The sequence below is a fragment of the Lactobacillus sp. ESL1191 genome (genome assembly GCF_058504435.1).
On the sequence record NZ_CP196365.1, the window covers coordinates 76,211 to 92,284 of the forward strand.

At 43.1% G+C, this 16,074-nt stretch carries 16 protein-coding genes; 10 read left to right on the plus strand and 6 right to left on the minus strand.

The window, feature by feature from the left end; all coding sequences use genetic code 11:
• Positions 1-49 precede the first annotated feature (49 nt).
• The 6 genes from walK to rlmH all read left to right on the plus strand — a co-directional run bounded on the left by walK (position 50) and on the right by rlmH (position 7,088).
• Positions 50-1,906, plus strand: coding sequence for a cell wall metabolism sensor histidine kinase WalK (walK, locus tag ACSYSN_RS00455; RefSeq protein ID WP_491712326.1), 1,857 nt, complete (start codon positions 50-52; stop codon positions 1,904-1,906).
• Complete coding sequence (locus tag ACSYSN_RS00460; protein ID WP_491712327.1) at positions 1,896-3,221, plus strand: YycH family regulatory protein; 1,326 nt, start codon at positions 1,896-1,898, stop codon at positions 3,219-3,221. The genes walK and ACSYSN_RS00460 overlap by 11 nt, the downstream gene beginning before the upstream one ends.
• 1 nt (position 3,222) lies before the next feature.
• Entirely contained in the window at positions 3,223-4,044 is an 822-nt protein-coding gene (locus ACSYSN_RS00465) for a two-component system regulatory protein YycI (protein ID WP_491712328.1), read from the plus strand.
• 14 nt (positions 4,045-4,058) lie between these two features.
• Complete coding sequence (locus ACSYSN_RS00470; RefSeq protein WP_491712329.1) at positions 4,059-4,856, plus strand: MBL fold metallo-hydrolase; 798 nt, start codon at positions 4,059-4,061, stop codon at positions 4,854-4,856.
• A gap of 55 nt (positions 4,857-4,911) precedes the next feature.
• Positions 4,912-6,120 carry a S1C family serine protease gene (locus ACSYSN_RS00475; RefSeq protein WP_491712330.1) on the plus strand — a complete coding sequence of 403 codons (1,209 nt, stop codon included), beginning with the start codon at positions 4,912-4,914 and terminating at the stop codon, positions 6,118-6,120.
• Positions 6,121-6,608: 488 nt separating this feature from the next.
• Positions 6,609-7,088, plus strand: coding sequence for a 23S rRNA (pseudouridine(1915)-N(3))-methyltransferase RlmH (rlmH, locus tag ACSYSN_RS00480; protein ID WP_491712331.1), 480 nt, complete (start codon positions 6,609-6,611; stop codon positions 7,086-7,088).
• A 621-nt stretch (positions 7,089-7,709) separates the two neighbouring features.
• Here rlmH and ACSYSN_RS00485 read toward each other — a convergent pair.
• A complete protein-coding gene (locus tag ACSYSN_RS00485) occupies positions 7,710-8,363 on the minus strand; it encodes an energy-coupling factor transporter transmembrane component T family protein (protein ID WP_491712332.1) in 654 nt (217 codons plus the stop codon).
• Positions 8,364-8,373: 10 nt separating this feature from the next.
• A complete protein-coding gene (locus ACSYSN_RS00490) occupies positions 8,374-9,735 on the minus strand; it encodes an ATP-binding cassette domain-containing protein (RefSeq protein WP_491712333.1) in 1,362 nt (453 codons plus the stop codon).
• A gap of 271 nt (positions 9,736-10,006) precedes the next feature.
• Here ACSYSN_RS00490 and ACSYSN_RS00495 point away from each other — a divergent pair, with 271 nt between their 5' ends.
• Positions 10,007-10,945: a helix-turn-helix transcriptional regulator gene (locus ACSYSN_RS00495; RefSeq protein WP_491712334.1), complete on the plus strand. Its 939-nt coding sequence runs from the start codon at positions 10,007-10,009 to the stop codon at positions 10,943-10,945.
• A gap of 34 nt (positions 10,946-10,979) precedes the next feature.
• Here the strand turns inward: ACSYSN_RS00495 and htpX are convergent, their stop codons facing one another.
• From htpX to ACSYSN_RS00510, 3 genes are all read right to left on the minus strand, one after another.
• Positions 10,980-11,870 carry a zinc metalloprotease HtpX gene (gene htpX, locus ACSYSN_RS00500; RefSeq protein ID WP_491712335.1) on the minus strand — a complete coding sequence of 297 codons (891 nt, stop codon included), beginning with the start codon at positions 11,868-11,870 and terminating at the stop codon, positions 10,980-10,982.
• 14 nt (positions 11,871-11,884) lie between these two features.
• Positions 11,885-12,445, minus strand: coding sequence for a LemA family protein (locus tag ACSYSN_RS00505; RefSeq protein WP_491712336.1), 561 nt, complete (start codon positions 12,443-12,445; stop codon positions 11,885-11,887).
• 110 nt (positions 12,446-12,555) lie between these two features.
• Positions 12,556-13,656, minus strand: a complete 1,101-nt coding sequence (locus ACSYSN_RS00510; RefSeq protein WP_491712337.1) for an SLC13 family permease — start codon at positions 13,654-13,656, stop codon at positions 12,556-12,558.
• A gap of 184 nt (positions 13,657-13,840) precedes the next feature.
• On the opposite strand from ACSYSN_RS00510, the gene ACSYSN_RS00515 reads away from it, so the two are divergent.
• From ACSYSN_RS00515 to ACSYSN_RS00525, 3 genes are all read left to right on the plus strand, one after another.
• A complete protein-coding gene (locus tag ACSYSN_RS00515) occupies positions 13,841-14,194 on the plus strand; it encodes an iron-sulfur cluster biosynthesis family protein (protein WP_491712338.1) in 354 nt (117 codons plus the stop codon).
• Between the two features lie 105 nt (positions 14,195-14,299).
• On the plus strand, positions 14,300-14,440 hold the full coding sequence (locus tag ACSYSN_RS00520) for a hypothetical protein (protein WP_317637574.1): 141 nt from the start codon (positions 14,300-14,302) through the stop codon (positions 14,438-14,440).
• Positions 14,441-14,557: 117 nt separating this feature from the next.
• Entirely contained in the window at positions 14,558-15,475 is a 918-nt protein-coding gene (locus ACSYSN_RS00525; RefSeq protein WP_491712339.1) for an HNH endonuclease, read from the plus strand.
• A gap of 145 nt (positions 15,476-15,620) precedes the next feature.
• Here the strand turns inward: ACSYSN_RS00525 and ACSYSN_RS00530 are convergent, their stop codons facing one another.
• A complete protein-coding gene (locus tag ACSYSN_RS00530) occupies positions 15,621-15,881 on the minus strand; it encodes a DUF3862 domain-containing protein (RefSeq protein ID WP_491712871.1) in 261 nt (86 codons plus the stop codon).
• Positions 15,882-16,074: the final 193 nt, after the last annotated feature.

Here is a 16,074-nt window from a genome sequence, read left to right on the forward strand (position 1 = left end):
AGAAAATCTTAGTGCGCGGCTTTCTTTTTATATTGAACTTAGCAAAATCATGAAAAATCTCAAAAAAAAGTTTAAACATCTAACTATTTCTATTAATACCACCATGGCTATTGTGTTCATGGCGATGATTATTGCCACGATTGAGGTGATCGGGGCTTATTTTACGAGGCAGCTGGAACAAAATAGTATTGAAAACTTTCAGTCATCAATTCAAGTATTGCCAATCGTATCTAATCAGTTGTCGATGCAGCTGTTAAAAGATGACAAGCATTCAGATAACAAGTTAAATCAAATCGTCAACGATTACAGTAATGGAATTGGCACCATTAGTGAGATTATCGTGGTTGATAATAAGGATATTATTCGGGCAGTTTCAAATTTAGATGATAAAAACCGGATCGGTCAACGGGTCAACAATTCGCTCGTCAAACAGGTAACCTCAACCGGCCGGCAGGTTACCAAGGTAGTCAATGACCAAGGCGATTACATGATCCAGGTTACCCCCCTGAATGCTGGTAATGGGTCGACTAATAACGTTGGTGCAATCTATGTCCGGGCCTCAATGGGAGGCGTTTTTAGTGAACTGCGGAACATTTCGCTGATGTTTCTGATTACCTCCTTGATTGCGGCGCTGATGGGTGCGGTACTGTCACTCGTTGTTTCGCATGCGATTACGAAGCCGATTGAAGAGATGCAGCGACAGGCATTGAGTATTGCGGATGGTGACTATTCCAGCCAGGTAAAAATTTATTCTAATGATGAACTGGGTCAGCTGGGCCAGGCCTTTAATACTTTATCCATTCAGATTGAGCGGTCTCAGGAGGAGTCAGAAAGTGAGCAGCGCCGGCTAGACAGTGTTTTGTCCCATATGAGCGACGGGGTTTTGGCGACGGACCGGCATGGCAATGTTAATGTTGTCAACCAGATGACCCTTAACTTTTTGAATACAACGGAAGAAGCGGTTATTAATAAGCCTATCTCAACGGTCTTAGGGTTAACGGAGTCATCGCAAGACCTGATTGCCAGTCAAAAGGGGATTGCCATTACCGTTAATGAAGGTACGCGGGACGAAGTGATTTTGCATGCTAGTTTTTCCCTGATTAAAAGGGTGACAGGTTTCGTTTCGGGTAGTGTTTGTGTGTTGCACGATATTACTGAACAGCAAAAGAATGAGAATTCGCAAAAGCAGTTTGTATCTAACGTGTCGCACGAATTGCGCACGCCGTTAACTAGTATGCATGCCTATATTGAGACGCTGAATGAAGGGGCGTGGAAGGATCCCGAAATTGCCCCCAAGTTTTTGCAGGTTACTCAAGAAGAGACTGAGCGGATGATTAGGATGATTAGCGAACTATTAAGCCTGTCTCGCATGGACCGAGGGGTTTCTAAGCTTGACTTTGAATGGGTCAACTTTAACGACTTTGTGGCGCATATTTTGGATCGGTTTGACATGATTGTGAAGACAAATGAAAAAGAAGGCAAGAAAAAGTATACCATCAGGCGCTATTTAGGTTCACAGGCCTTGTGGGTTGAAATCGACACTGACAAAATCGCCCAAGTGATTGACAATATTATGAATAACGCCATCAAATATTCGCCTAACGGTGGCGTCATTACAGTTAAATTGAGTAGTGAGCAGCACCGGGTTGTATTAAGTATTGCCGATCAAGGCCTAGGCATCCCACGTGAAGATTTGAAAAAAATCTTTGACCGCTTTTACCGTGTTGATAAGGCTCGTTCTCGTGCTCAAGGTGGTACGGGCTTGGGCCTGGCGATTTCAAAAGAAATAGTAGAAGAACACCACGGCCAAATATGGGCAAGCAGTAGCGAGGGTAAAGGGTCAGTCTTTTACATTACACTACCGTATGAACCGATGAGTGAAGGGGATGATTGGGATGAAGTCTAAGTTAAAGTTAGGCGATTTTATACTCTTGCTGGGAACGGTAGCAGTCTTTCTGTTATCAATCTTTTTATGGATTTTTATCATGGTTAACGACCAGTACTTCAGTCATGTTGAGCAGACCAGCAGTGTGACGGAACACTCGCGGAGCCGCATCGTATACAATCTATACATCCCCACTAGCTCCTATAGCTATCAGAACGGGCAACTCTACCGCCTTTACGATGCAAAAAAGAATCTGCCGATTGAGTTCATCAGAGAACTAAAAAACACTAAGTATCAGGGTGTTGAAAAAATCAGTACCAGCCCTAAAAAATATGAGCAACTACTTAACAATCATGACAACCTTCAGTTGACATTTCCTAACGAAGTCAGCATGAACTTGTTTACCAAGACTAGTCCACAAAAAAATGAGCCTAAGTTTCGGCGGGTCTTCGTTACTGCTAGTGACCGTTACCTTTACTTGGGTAATGACCGAACTTATACTATCTACCGGGTGAATTTTACCAAAGCTGATTTTTCTCGCTTACGCAAATATGCCCGCAATGCTCATGGTAGGTCACCAGTTGAGTTGGTGCGTTTAAAGGATGGCTATGAAGTCTTCTATACTAAGCCGGGTCACTGGCGAGTTTATAGCTATTTGACTAATAGCCAGACCGACTCATACTTCGTTTCGCGACTCTTTGGGACCAGCAATGTGACTTCGAGTTCAAATAAAAAAGGCTGGACCACTTATGCACTCAACTATTATACGAAGCTTCGTGTACCCGATGCTAAGAGTAGGCACCATAACTTTCTTTATTCACGTTATGAAAAGCAAGAGAGTGAGTCGACTAGTAAGCGGCAGCTAGATAGTGTTGAATATGTGCACAAGCTTGGCTTAAGTGAGCAAGATTTACGCTACTTTGATACGGTTGGTAATTCCGTAAGTTATATTAACTACATTGAAGGGATTCCAGTTTTCTTAGATAGCCATAATCCCCAGGTAAAGGCGACTTTTTTACAGGATGAAGTGGAACTTGCCTTCAATAACATTGATTTACAGATTCCGATCCCTTTTGACGGGCAAATGCGGACCTTGCCAACAAGTAGCGAAGTGATGCAAAAAATGCTCAATGTGGGGCTCAAGCGCTCTGAAATTCAACGGGTGATTGTTGCTTATCGCGTTGAACAGGACAATACTCGGGATAATTTGATCAATTTGGTACCAATCTATTACGTTAAGGCTTATAACCAATGGAAGAGCGTGGCTGAATGGGCAAAGCAGGACCCTAATGCGATAGCTAAACTGCATCAGGCAATGGCAAAAGAGGAGAAATAAGATGGATCGAAGAAGGATTGAATGGTTATTCTTCATTGTTTTCTTGTTAATCGACCTATACCTTGGGATTGAAATATGGCGTTCGCCGATTAAGTTAAGCAATACAACGGGAACAACCGCAATTAGTATTCGTGCTGAAATGCGCGCCGACGGGATTGATGTGCCACTCCATATTTCGCATAAGCAACAGTCAGGCTACTACTTAGCAGCTAAAAACAGTGATTATTTATCACGTAAGACGAGCAGTCTGACCAAGGTATCAGCGCATTATGCAAAGGCTGAAAACGCACTAACTGGGACGCCTAAGTCGCCCCAGTTACTTGATGGCAATCATAAAAAAATCTTAGAACAATTGGACGACTTTAAAAATGATCCAACCTGTGTTCCCTACGGTAAAAAATTCAAGTATGATCCAAGTACTTCAAGCGGTAATACCTATTGTTATGTCCAAAATTCAGATTATGGCCAGATTTATGACAATAATGCCCAACTAACGATTAACCTGCGCGATAATCGCATTGTTGATTACAAGATTACTTATATGGGACCAATAAATGCGGTGCGTGAACCGCAACTAATTATTAGTGCCTGGCATGCGGTTAAAGCAATGTACACTGATAGTGAAATTGCCAATAATTCACGTGTAATCAAAGTTAGTCTAGGTTATTCCAAGCTGACGGAAGTCCGGGGTAATACCATTCTGCTCCCGACATGGTTGATTTTAGTTGAAAACAAGACAACTAAGAATATTATAATTAAGCGGGTTAATGCTTTTACAGCACAAATTCTGCAAAGTAACTCTTATAATGTAAGGAAAAACTAGAAAGGAAAAATTGAGTGCGAGTTTCTATTTTAGCTAGTGGTTCCACAGGTAATAGCAGCCTAATTGAGACCGCCCAGCATAAGATTTTGGTGGATGCGGGCCTTTCTGGCAAAAAGATGAAGTTATCACTGGCTGAAGTAGGTGTAGACATTGCCGATATTGATATGGTCTTTTTAAGTCACGATCATGCAGACCACAGTAAGGGACTAGGAGTATTGATGCGGCGGTATCCGCGGCTTGCAGCCTTTGCCAATAGCGGCACCTGGGAATATTTGGCCGAATCCCACAAAATTGGTCAAATTCCCGTTGGCCAAATTAACGTAATTGAACCAGGACAAACGCAAACCTTTGGTGACCTTGAAGTTACTGCCTTTGCCACCAGTCACGATGCGGCTGATCCACAATACTATGTTTTCACTAGTGGCGGCAAACGGATGGTTTTTTTAACTGATACGGGTTATGTCTCCCAGCAAGTGAAGGGTGTGATCGCCGATGCGGATGCATATCTAATGGAGTTTAATTATGATGACCTGATGCTGCGGAACGGGCCTTACTCCTGGTCCTTAAAGCAGCGGATTTTGTCAGATGTTGGTCACTTGTCCAATGAGGACGCCGGGCACGCACTTGTAGACGTGGTAAGTAGTAAAACTAAACATATCTTTTTGGCCCATCGCAGCCAGCATAACAACACGGCTAAGTTGGCCTATGCTGCTGCTAAGAAAATTTTGCTTAATGCAGATACGGCTTTACCTAGTGATGTTAAAATTGTGCTAGCTGATGCAAGTGTGCCAACTAACTTAGTACAAATTTAATAATATCTTTTTACGGTTTATAGTATATTAAACAAAGATGGATAAAGGAGATTATATGATGGAACAAAAAAATCCTGATCACAGACAAAATGGACTTGTTAAAACGGTGATTGTCGGCGTTGTAGCCGGATTGATTGGGGGCGGTGCCTCTTATGTCGCCCTAGACCAACTTAACAATGCAAATCAGAATAATAATGCGCAGGTCAGCATTAGTTCCGGTAGCGTCAAAACTTCCAAGAATAGTGCCAGAACTAGTGGAGCGATGACACCAGCGTATAACAGTGTTAAGGGGGCGGTCGTTTCGGTCATCAATATGAAGCGGCAGTCAGCTGGTAGCAATTCTTTATTTGATATTTTTGGTGAGGGAAATGACCAGAAGAAGGATAAGGGCAAGTTACGGACTTACAGTGAGGGCTCTGGCGTCATCTACACCAAAACTGGCAATAAGGGTTACATAGTAACTAACAACCACGTTGTAGCAGGTAGTGACAAGGTTCAAGTCATGCTCTCAAATGGGAAGACGGTAAATGCAAGTATTGTCGGGACGGATGCTACTACCGACTTGGCAGTATTGGCGATTGATGGCAACTACGTTACGCAGACGGCTGAATTCGGTGATTCTAAGAGTCTGCAGGCAGGTCAACCAGTAATTGCGGTTGGTTCTCCACTTGGTAGTGAATATGCCTCAACGGTTACCCAAGGCATAATTTCAGCACCAGCTAGAAATATCACGACCGCCTCAGCCAACCAGCAAACGGTCATCCAAACCGATGCAGCTATTAACCCAGGAAACTCGGGTGGAGCATTGGTCAACTCGGCCGGTCAAGTTGTTGGGATTAATTCAATGAAACTCTCTCAGTCAAGCGATGGAACTTCAGTCGAAGGAATGGGCTTTGCCATTCCCTCAAATGAGGTGGTAACAATCGTTAACCAGCTAGTCAAGAAGGGTAAGATTGTGCGTCCCCAACTGGGTGTCAAAGTAGTTGCTCTTAATGGGATTCCAGCGAGTTACCGGAAACGGCTTAATATTAAGTCAAACTTGAAGAATGGGATTTACATTGCGAGTGTCACCAAGAATGCTGCAGCTGATAAGGCAGGACTTAAAACCGGTGATGTAATTATCAAGGTTGACAATAAGGCAGTCACCGATGTCGCTTCGTTACACAGTGTTTTGTATAATCACAAAGTGGACGATGATGTCACTTTAACGATTAATCGTGGTGGAAAAGAAAGAGATGTCCACGTTAAGTTGGGAGAAAATTAGATTAGATAATATTCTTTAATTAGGCAATAAAAAGGCTATACTGGGCGATTTTTCTCCTGGGTATAGCTTTTTTGTTAACAATATTGATGAGAAACATAAAATAGTTCGGAAATATTGCTTGTCAAGGGTGAAGCCAAGTATAATTCCTTGTTGATAATTGTGGATAATTTTGTGGATTGTGCATAAAAAGGGCTGAAATCAGCTTCAGCAATTGTGGATAAGCTGTGACTTGTGTGTAAATAACAGTGCAGATTTTTTGTTCAAACAGTTGTTCAAGCTATGATATCAATGTTTTGGCGTCAAAGTTTGTGAATCTAACCGCAACGTAAAGTAATGTGGGTAAATTTACTGACTAAAAATAAAGAAAATGGTAAAACACAACTTGTGCGTCCCAATCAGCTGCTAACCACAAAATCTAGTTTCAACTTGTGCACAACTGTGGAAAAAGCAGGTGGAAACAATGCGAATAGGGGGATAAAATAAAAACTATGAATATTAAGCTTGTGTGTGTCGGAAAACTAAAGGAAAAGTACTTTAAAGATGCGATTGCTGAATACCAAAAGCGGCTGGGCCGCTTTGCCAAGATGCAAATTATCCAAGTGCCAGATGAAAAGGCACCTGAAAAGTTTAGTGCAGCTGAGCAAGAGCGGGTTAAAGACTTAGAGGGGCAACGGATCCTAAGTAAAATTAAGGAAAAGGAATACGTCTACGTTACCGCCATTAAGGGCAAGGAACGCAGCAGCGAGGACTTTGCCCGTGAATTAAAGGATTTAACGACTTATGGCCACTCTGACCTAACCTTTGTCATTGGGGGCAGTCTTGGTACTAGCAGTGCAGTTAACCAGCGGGCGAATGATCTGATTAGTTTTGGCAAGCTGACGATGCCGCATCAGCTAATGCGGGTGGTACTAATTGAGCAGATCTACCGCGGCTGCATGATCAATAGCGGCAGTCCCTACCATAAGTAGTGCTGGTAAAATAGTGTAATAGCTAATAAACGTGTAGTATACCGGGTGTTTCCATGTTGGGGGATCTTTGTCGTGTCTTTAATATTTCAACCGATAAATTGCTTAAGGATGATGAGCTTATCCAGGATCACTTTAAAGAAACCCTATCCCGCGTTAATTATGTTGAAATATTTTTATATTATCCTACTTATTTTTACGAGCTTGTCTTATTTAAGGCTGTTTGGTATTTCTCTTATTATTCATTTTGTAAATATTTATACTTTACTATTCTCAATACTGTACCTTACGATGTTTACTGACTGGAAAAGGTTTAAAATAAAAAGAAACTAGTATTTCTACTAATTTATTGCATTATTGTTTTTATTGGAAATTCTGCAACTTTATTTTTTAACAAATATCTAATGACAATGTTTTCAAATGATCCTGTTGAAAATATGGCTAGTACAATTACTATTTTGCTGTTAATATTCCTCGTTACGTTTAGTTTAGTAATTCTTATTAACTTTTGCCCTAAATCAATTATCAATAAGATGGCCAACTGGTCACTTGTTCATTTATATTATTGTAGCGACATAATGCTAATCAGGGGAATTACTTAAAATTTTTAATTGAAACTTTTGCTTATTTAAGCGTAAATAAAGCGACGTTAGCTGCTAGCAGGATTACACCAGCTAGTAGCCAGTCTCGCTGCTTAACCGGTACAGTAACGATGACGGACCTGCTAGCCGCCTCATGAAAGCCATGTGATTCCATACTCTGAGCCAGGTTTTCGGCCGAATTCAGCGCAATCAGGATGGCCTTGAAGTAGAGAATGGGTGACCAGAAGCTGAGGTAGACACCGCGCATCATACCGGCCATTCGGATCTGTTTGACCGCTTGCCGCATTCGCGGAATGATGTTGAGCGCCGCCAGTACCCCGTAGGCGAACTTGCTGGGTAAGTGGAAGTTTTGTTCAAACGAGCGTGCCAAGTTCTCCGGGCTAGTGTCAATCGACACGCAATAGATTGTCAGCGTGTAGACGTAAATCCTGCTGGCCAAACTAAACGCGTTATAAAGATCAGGCTGGGGCGCAAACCAGTAGAGCGTGGCAAAGACGGTAAACGCGGCTATAAGCGGGACTGCTAGTGTTAGCAACAGTTTTACGGGACTAATGTGTTTGTAGACGAGGTAAAGAAGCGCAAAAATAATGATAAGCAGGTTGGTGGTCAGGCTGGTCTTGAGCGATATCTCAAGGGAAATAATTAGTGCTAAAACAAACTTAAAACTAGGATTCACTTGGGGTACCTCACTTGTTAACATAGGTTAAATGTTGGTCACTGAAAACGAGGTGGTAGTCGCACCAGTCTGCTAGGCCCGCAAGTTCATGGCTGATGATTAACAGGGTCTGCCCTCGCTGTTTTTGACTTTCCCTGAGCAGCTTCATGACCTTGCGGACAGATTTTGGGTCAAGCCCGCTTAGGGGCTCATCAATCAGCAAAACGTCTGAGTCTGCAATCAGCATCAATAAAATCTGTAACTTTTTTTGCTGGCCGCCGGAGAGGGTGTAGACAACCTGGTCGAGTAACTGGTCTAATTCCAAGTAGGACAGAGCTTCCGTGATCTTTTGACCGGTAAAGAATCTGCTGGTTTGCTGCTTCTTGCTCAAGGCAATTTCGTCTTTAACCGTAATGTTGATGAACTGGTCGCTTGCGGTCTGGAAAATTTGCCCGACGCGGCGCAAATAGGTGCGGGTCACCTGCTTTTTTATTTCCTTGTCGAGGTAGGCCAGGCTGCCAGAATACGGGATCATCTTGGTGAGCGCACCAAACAGCGAGGTCTTGCCGACGCCATTGGCTCCCGTGATGAGTGTGACCTTACCGGACACAATATCCAGGCGATCCTGGTCAAGCAGCAGACGATTTTGCGCAATTTTCGTTTTCTTTAGGGTGAAGCAGGCGGATTCACCCGGCTGCGGTAGAGCGAATGTATACGTGTCATTGGAGTGATCGCTTTGCACCAGCTGCTGGTGCATGTCCGCTGCATTAAGCAGAACTACGGTTTTGTCGTTGAAGCGAAACAAGCAGTCGCAGACGCTCGCGTAGCCCGTCAGGACGTGGTCGCTGAGAATAATGGTTTTGCTCTGGTCACGCAGGTGGGCCAGCTTGGCAATTAAAAACTTCCGTGCCTCGGGGTCGCAGCTGGCAAAAGGTTCGTCGAGCAGAAATAAGTCGATATCCATTGCCACTAGCACGGCCAGTGCCACCCGTTGTTGCTCACCACCGGACATGGTATTGATCTTTTGGTCAAGTAAGCTTTCAATCTGAGTGAACTGCACCGCCTCTTGCAGTCTTTTTGGGTAGTGGGCTGCATTCACCTGCAAATTCTCTAAGGCAAAGATGATTTCTTCGCGGGGAGTCGCCATAGTAAACTGCTCTCCGGCATTTTGAAACATCATCGCCGCTTTAAGCCCGTTTAGGTTGAGTTGACCGCTAAGTTGACCGGCGTACTCAGGATAGAGGCCGACCAGTAGCTTTAATAAAGTCGACTTACCACAGCCAGTAGGTCCGATTAACAAGGAAAATTTGCTGGTCGGAATGGTTAAGTTGAGGTCAACCAGAATTTTCTTGCCTTCATCGTATGAAAAAGTGAGATTTTTGCTTGTAATCAATGTTTTTACCAATATAAAAAGTCGTCATGGCACCAGCCTGACGACGTAAAAATTGTTCGTTTTCCCTTCGCTGGTATTGTCCATGCAGGTTCAGTGGGTATATTCTCAGCCTAACGGCACCCCAATAGTTCAGGTCAATTATACCTAAAGGGTATTTTTTTGTCTAGTAACAAGGAAGAGCACGAGCTGAAATGCTGAAAAGTCGGTCTGGGCATGTTTTTTAAGTTATAATGAAGTTGTGCAAATAAAGTACTAATAAGAAGGTGAACTTATGGTAGCAGTTAAACTTGAACAGTATCTGGCCAGCATCTTGGCTTCAGCTAAGAATGATACTAATGAAGTATACTTGGAGCCAGGCAACAAAAACTTGGACTTGCTGACGATTTTTTTGGAAAAGCATAATCAAAATACGCACCGATATCAATCCACTAATGCGATGATGCTGTATGTGGCGGAAGGGATAGCTAGGATCAAGGTTAATGGGCAGGCTTTCTTAGTTGAAGCAGGTAATTTAGTATTGCTACAGAATAAGTCCAATTATGAAATCGAAAGTCAAAATAGCGGCGATCTGCTGGTTAAGTTGGTCTTTAATTCCAACTTAACCTACCAGAACTTGTTTGCTAAGTTAGCATCGGGGGTAGAGCGTGAACAGCAGGTGGTTGAGCAGGTATTGACTGTACTTAGAGCTAAGGGACTACTCTACTTGAAGAGCACGCGAGTTTCGCAGCCAGCGCATTTACTAAAAAAGATAATTGATGAATACCTTAACCAAAGTTTGTTTGCTAGTCCAATGATTAATGCTGAATTAACGGTGCTCTTGGCTGAGGCACTTAGAAACCAGTCTCTAACTGAAGCTGCTACAAGCAGTTATGGTTTTGCCCAGACTGCCTTTGATCAATACATTGAAGCCAATTTTGCTAATATTACTTTAGCGCAAGCTGCCCAGCACTTCGGTTTTAATACCAACTACTTTTCTAGTCTGGTCAAGCAGAAAACGGGTAAGAGTTTTGTTGAACACGTTGATGAGCGCCGCATGGAGGAGGCGCGAACGTTGCTGGCGCGGACGGATATCTCGGTTAAGGAAATCATTGCTCGAGTAGGTTATTCCGGTAAGTCTTTCTTTTATCGCAAATTCAATGATTATTACCATGAAACGCCGATGCAGATGCGGGCAGAGTTGTTTAGGCAGGCTAAAATTAACTTAAAATAAAAAGGCACCACTAAGGTGCCTTTTTGAATAATAATTACATTTTTTCTAGCCGTTTGATGCGATCTGCGGTCGGGGGATGACTGTCAAACAAATGGCTGAGGCCATTCTTTTTGCGCAGGGGATCTTCAATATACAGTCCAGCGCTGCTGGCATCGGCCTTTTTCATTGGCCCAGTACCTGAAATTTTTTCGAGGGCTGAAATCAGACCCTGCGGGTTACGCGTTAATTCTACCGCTGAAGCATCAGCTAGATACTCTCGATTGCGCGACAGAGCCATCTGAGCCAGGCTGGCACAAATCGGTCCCAAGATCAAAACAAAAATAATGGCAACGACTTTAAAGACGACCACGAAGGTGCTGTCACTATCGCTGTCATTGTCGTCATCAGCCCACCAGATGAAGTGGCTAGCCAGGCCTGAGAGATAGGAAATAACCCCAACTAAAACAGCTGCCACAGTAGAAACTAGGATGTCATAGTTGCGAATGTGAGAAATCTCGTGGCCTAGGACGCCCTCCAATTCTTCGCGATCCATCAAATCGAGCAGTCCTTGGGTGACAGCAATCGCAGCGTGGTCAGGATCACGTCCTGTTGCGAAGGCGTTAGGACTTTGATCAGCAATGATGAAAACTCGTGGCATGGGCACCCGGCCCACCATCGCCATATCTTCAACGACGTGCCACAGGGTTGGATTGTCCTGTTCGCTGATTTCTTGGGCATGATTTAGGCTCATGACCAAGTTAGCTGGATTGGGCAAAACAAGTAACATATAGATAACACTGAGCACTAGTGCAATACCTAAGCCTAACCAAGGTCGATTGCCGAAGAGATAGCCTAAACCTGCACCAGCCAGCGCCAAAATGACGGCAAAGGCGGTCATGATGCCGACCGTTTTGCGCTTATTACGAGCAATTTGTTGAAATAACATAAAGCACCTGATACTTAAAACTTAACTTTAGGTACTTCCTTTTCTGCTTCACTGGTTTGCAGGTAGTCAACCTTCATGAAACCATGAATTTTAGCAATGATGTTGGAAGGAAAAGTTAACAGCTTTTGATCGTACAAAGCTGCAGATGAGTTGTAAAGCTGTCTAGCATAAGAAATCTTATTTTCAGTATTGGTCAATTCTTCCTGTAACTCGGAGAAGTTTTGGTTGGCCTTCAGTTCAGGGTAATTTTCTGAGAGGGCAAAGATTGTCTTCAAGGAATCGGAAAGTTGGTTTGAAACTTTCATAGTCTCAGCCCGGTCGCCGCTAGGTATATGGGTCAACTGGTTACGTAATTGAACCACGTTCTCCAGGGTTTCCTTTTCGTGTTTGGCATAGCCCTTGGTGGTTTCAACCAAGTTAGGAATTAGGTCGTTGCGCCGCTTTAACTGCACATCGATTTGGCTCCAAGACTCATCTGTGTATACTTTAGCCTTTTGTAAGCTGTTGTAGATTGTAATGTAGAGCGCAACTAATAGAACAACGATAACGATAATAATTATCCAAGTTAAATTCATTATTTTCCTCCTAAATGATATTAATTAATTATAACTGATTATGCTTAATTTTGATATAAAAACAAGTTTCGTATGGCTTTTGCAAATAAAACTTAATAAAATAGTCACTCCTAGATGAGTAATAATAACCAGCCCACAACAGTTAAAATAAGTAACCCGGTAAATTGCATGATTGACCACTTTTTGAAAAATTCGAGTCGCGAAACCGTACCGTTCTGGTTAAAAGTCTTGAGCACCAGCATATTAGCCATCGAACCGATGGGCGAACCAAAGCCGCCAATGTTGGTTCCCAAAAACAGGGCTTGAGCGTATGGGGTGAACTTACCAACTAAAATAGTAGCGGGCACGTTGCTAATAATCTGGCTAGAAAGAATGGAAGTGAAGTAGGTTGAATTTTCCGAATTGATCATAGTGTCGATAACCGTGACAATGAAGGGGATTTGCTGAATATCACTAATAAAAATAAAGAAGCAGGTAAAGGTCAACAAGAGGGCATAGTCGATCTTTAAAAGAATGCGGGGATTGATTAAGACGGCCAAGAAAATGGCGATTACCATGGGGATGGTGACGTTGATGACTTTGAAGACTCCCAAAAAGAAGAGGGCAAAGACGATGGTGGTGATAACGGTTGGTCTAATACTGATGCTAATTTGCTTAACGTCCTGCATGGGAATCTGGGTGCGCGGGATAAAGTGGAAAATGATAAAAGTGATGACTAGTGCAGACAACAAGTATGGTAGTGACCAGGAAAAAAATTCAAGGGCCCCAACGGAGTACTTACTCACTAAGAAAATGTTGTGAGGATTGCCCCAGGGCGTAAAGGCAGCACCAATGTTAGCCCCCATGCCAATTAAAGTAACGGGCAAGATTTGCGGCAAGTCACACTTTTTAGCAATGTTAAGGTATAGGGGAATCAGGGTGAGGGCAGTGATGTCGTTGCCTAAAAACATTCCGGAAATGATGGCTAGCAAGGTAAACAAAATATTTAGTTTGCGCATATTGTTGGCAATACTAGTCAATTTGTAGGCTAGGACATCGAGAACGTGCAGATAAGCATAAATTTGGATGATGATTAGCATCGCGGCAACGGAGAAGATGGTATGTAGGTTAATATCCCCAAGCCGCGGTCGAGCAAAAAAAAGGCTGACAATCGTTACTAATACAGTAATTTGTAGGATTTTATCGCTAAAAATCTTTTTTAAGACGGTCATCAAGTGTCCCCTTTCACAAGATCCAATCATCGTAAACACTACGCTTATTTTGAGCCTTTTTTTGATTGTGTGCAATAAAAAACTATTATCCTAGATTACTAAGAAAGGTAAACAACTTTTTTGACGGTATGACTAGAGTGACCTATAGTTAGAGTAGATGGTAAGAAGTTAAGGAGTTTTGTGCATGAGTGATACTAAAACAATCCAGATGAAGATTAAAGCAGCCGCGGCTGAGAAGATTAATAGTGTAGCTAAGACGGGCCAAGTGATTATCTTGGCCTTAAATGATGGTTCTAATAAGTATTCTGATCTTGGCGGTAGCTGTACGATTGGTGCAAATTTTCAGTTTGTGGTTTTGTCCCAAAGAGACCCTGACTTTGCAGTTAAGGTTGCTAACAACGCTGGTCTCAATCTCTACACTAGTGCAGCCGAGCTCCAGTTTTTGGAAGATAATTTAGTGGTTAATGAAAAAAACACCGTCCTCACCCTTGCCGATGATAGTGGCATTATTGATAATGCGGTAACGATCAAGCATTAATTGAGCCTAAATTAAGGTGCAATCGTTGGGTCAAACCTTGCTTGAACAAGCCTTCCGTGGTAAACTAAAAAAGATTTTCGAAAATCTGAAAGGAAGTATAGTACTATGCGTAAAGGTGAAAATTACAACACCGGTTGTGAACCGGGCCAAAGACCTAAGAACAAGAGAAATGGTAAAAGACGCGTTGCTCACGTAGCAGCAGTTGTTGCTTTCTTGAACAAGGCTAAAGCAGACGAAAACAAGTAGTTTGTGATTAATCAATAAAAAGTGGGTTACGATGATAATCCACTTTTTTTATTGCCGCATTTTGGGTAGAATGAGGTCAACGGCCGGCTATTTGCCCCCTAAAGGAGAAGTCTAAAAGTGAAATTTCAATGTAGTAGCTGTGGCTTGCGTATGAATTCAGGTCATTTTAAGCAGGCGGGCCAGGTTAATCCCCGACTGACTAGTATCTGTGATTTGTGTATCCAGCGCGGGGAGAACCCGGAGGACTTTGCTAACGAAACTGTCAGTGTGTTCGGCCAGGGTCTACTCTATGGCTTTATCGGCAAGAGCGGTGAAGACGGCGCAAATGCGTTCCTAGTTGCCGCAAAAGAAGCGCGTAAACGCTACGAGGCCTTCATCCAGGACTATGACGGCAACAGCCTAGCCCGGCAGCAGTTGGCCCGGCAAGACTTTAACCAAGCCGTGATTGACAGCGAAAAGGGGCAAATTGACTTTGTTCCTCAGCATGATCTGACTTTTGCAGAAAATTTGCAAAAACTGGGTCTGAAGGTTGACTTTAAGCTGAATGAGGTTGATTACATTGACCGTGAACGAATCAGGGTCAAGTATAACTACCGTTGCCAGTATTGTGGCCGGCGCGGTCGCAGCGTTGATCATAAAGAACCGGTCTCGTTGTCCCACAATAATGACTTGGATAACCTTATTCTGTCGTGTTCTGAGTGCAACCGGATCAAGTCTAACATGCCTTACGAATTATTCGTTGAACTAAATAAGCAAATTTCGCAGGCCAACCATAAACTAGTTGGGTATGAGAATGCATTAGCAACGCTAAAGGGTGAGTTTGAGCAGAGGCGGCGGGCATTAGCGGCGCAGATGCACCTGAAGGGTGTCGTTACCGACCCTGAATTGAACCAGCTGCGCAGGCAGAACAAAAAGCTGCAGGATGCCATTGACAGCTTGACCAGCGACTATAATGCGCTGCGGAACGTGCGCGAGCAGCATTTTATGACGGGCTGGCGGCTGAGCCAAATAAGTAAACAAGAAGACATTGTTTAAAGTATGGTAGGCAAAAAATAAGTAATTAAAGAAGCAGGCACAATCACCTTAAAATGATCAGTGCCTGCTTTTAGTTATTTGTTGCCTAAATTATCTTGGTACTTGCCACTAACTTTGCCATCTGAGATATGAATTATAATCATTGTCAACTTCCGGAATTTGGCTCCTGGTGTGCTACGCCGATAGCGTAAGAAATAATTTCATTAGAGTGCTCACCAATAGCAGTATCAGGAAAGTCCGTACTATAGTCATCAGGTCGACCTAAAATGCGATAAACTTCCTTTTTGGTCTGACCTTTTTTGACCTTCTTGTAGTCTGCCATGGTTAATTTGGTCGGCCTTTTGACCGCCAGATTGTTTAACTGCTTATTTACAACATTTCCCCTTTTATCGGCCGTGATGGAAATTAGTCCGTTAGTAGTGTGCTGGACCTTAGTCCACTTAAGAGTGGAGAAGCCCCCGTATGTTGCACTTTGTCCAGGAGTAGGTTTCCACCAGTATGGTTATTACATCCTTTAACTTGGCGGGGTGCCGCTGATCGATCCGGATTGCCGCATACTACTCAAAAGAAATGCCCGTTTCCGATTCGCCGATTGGTTC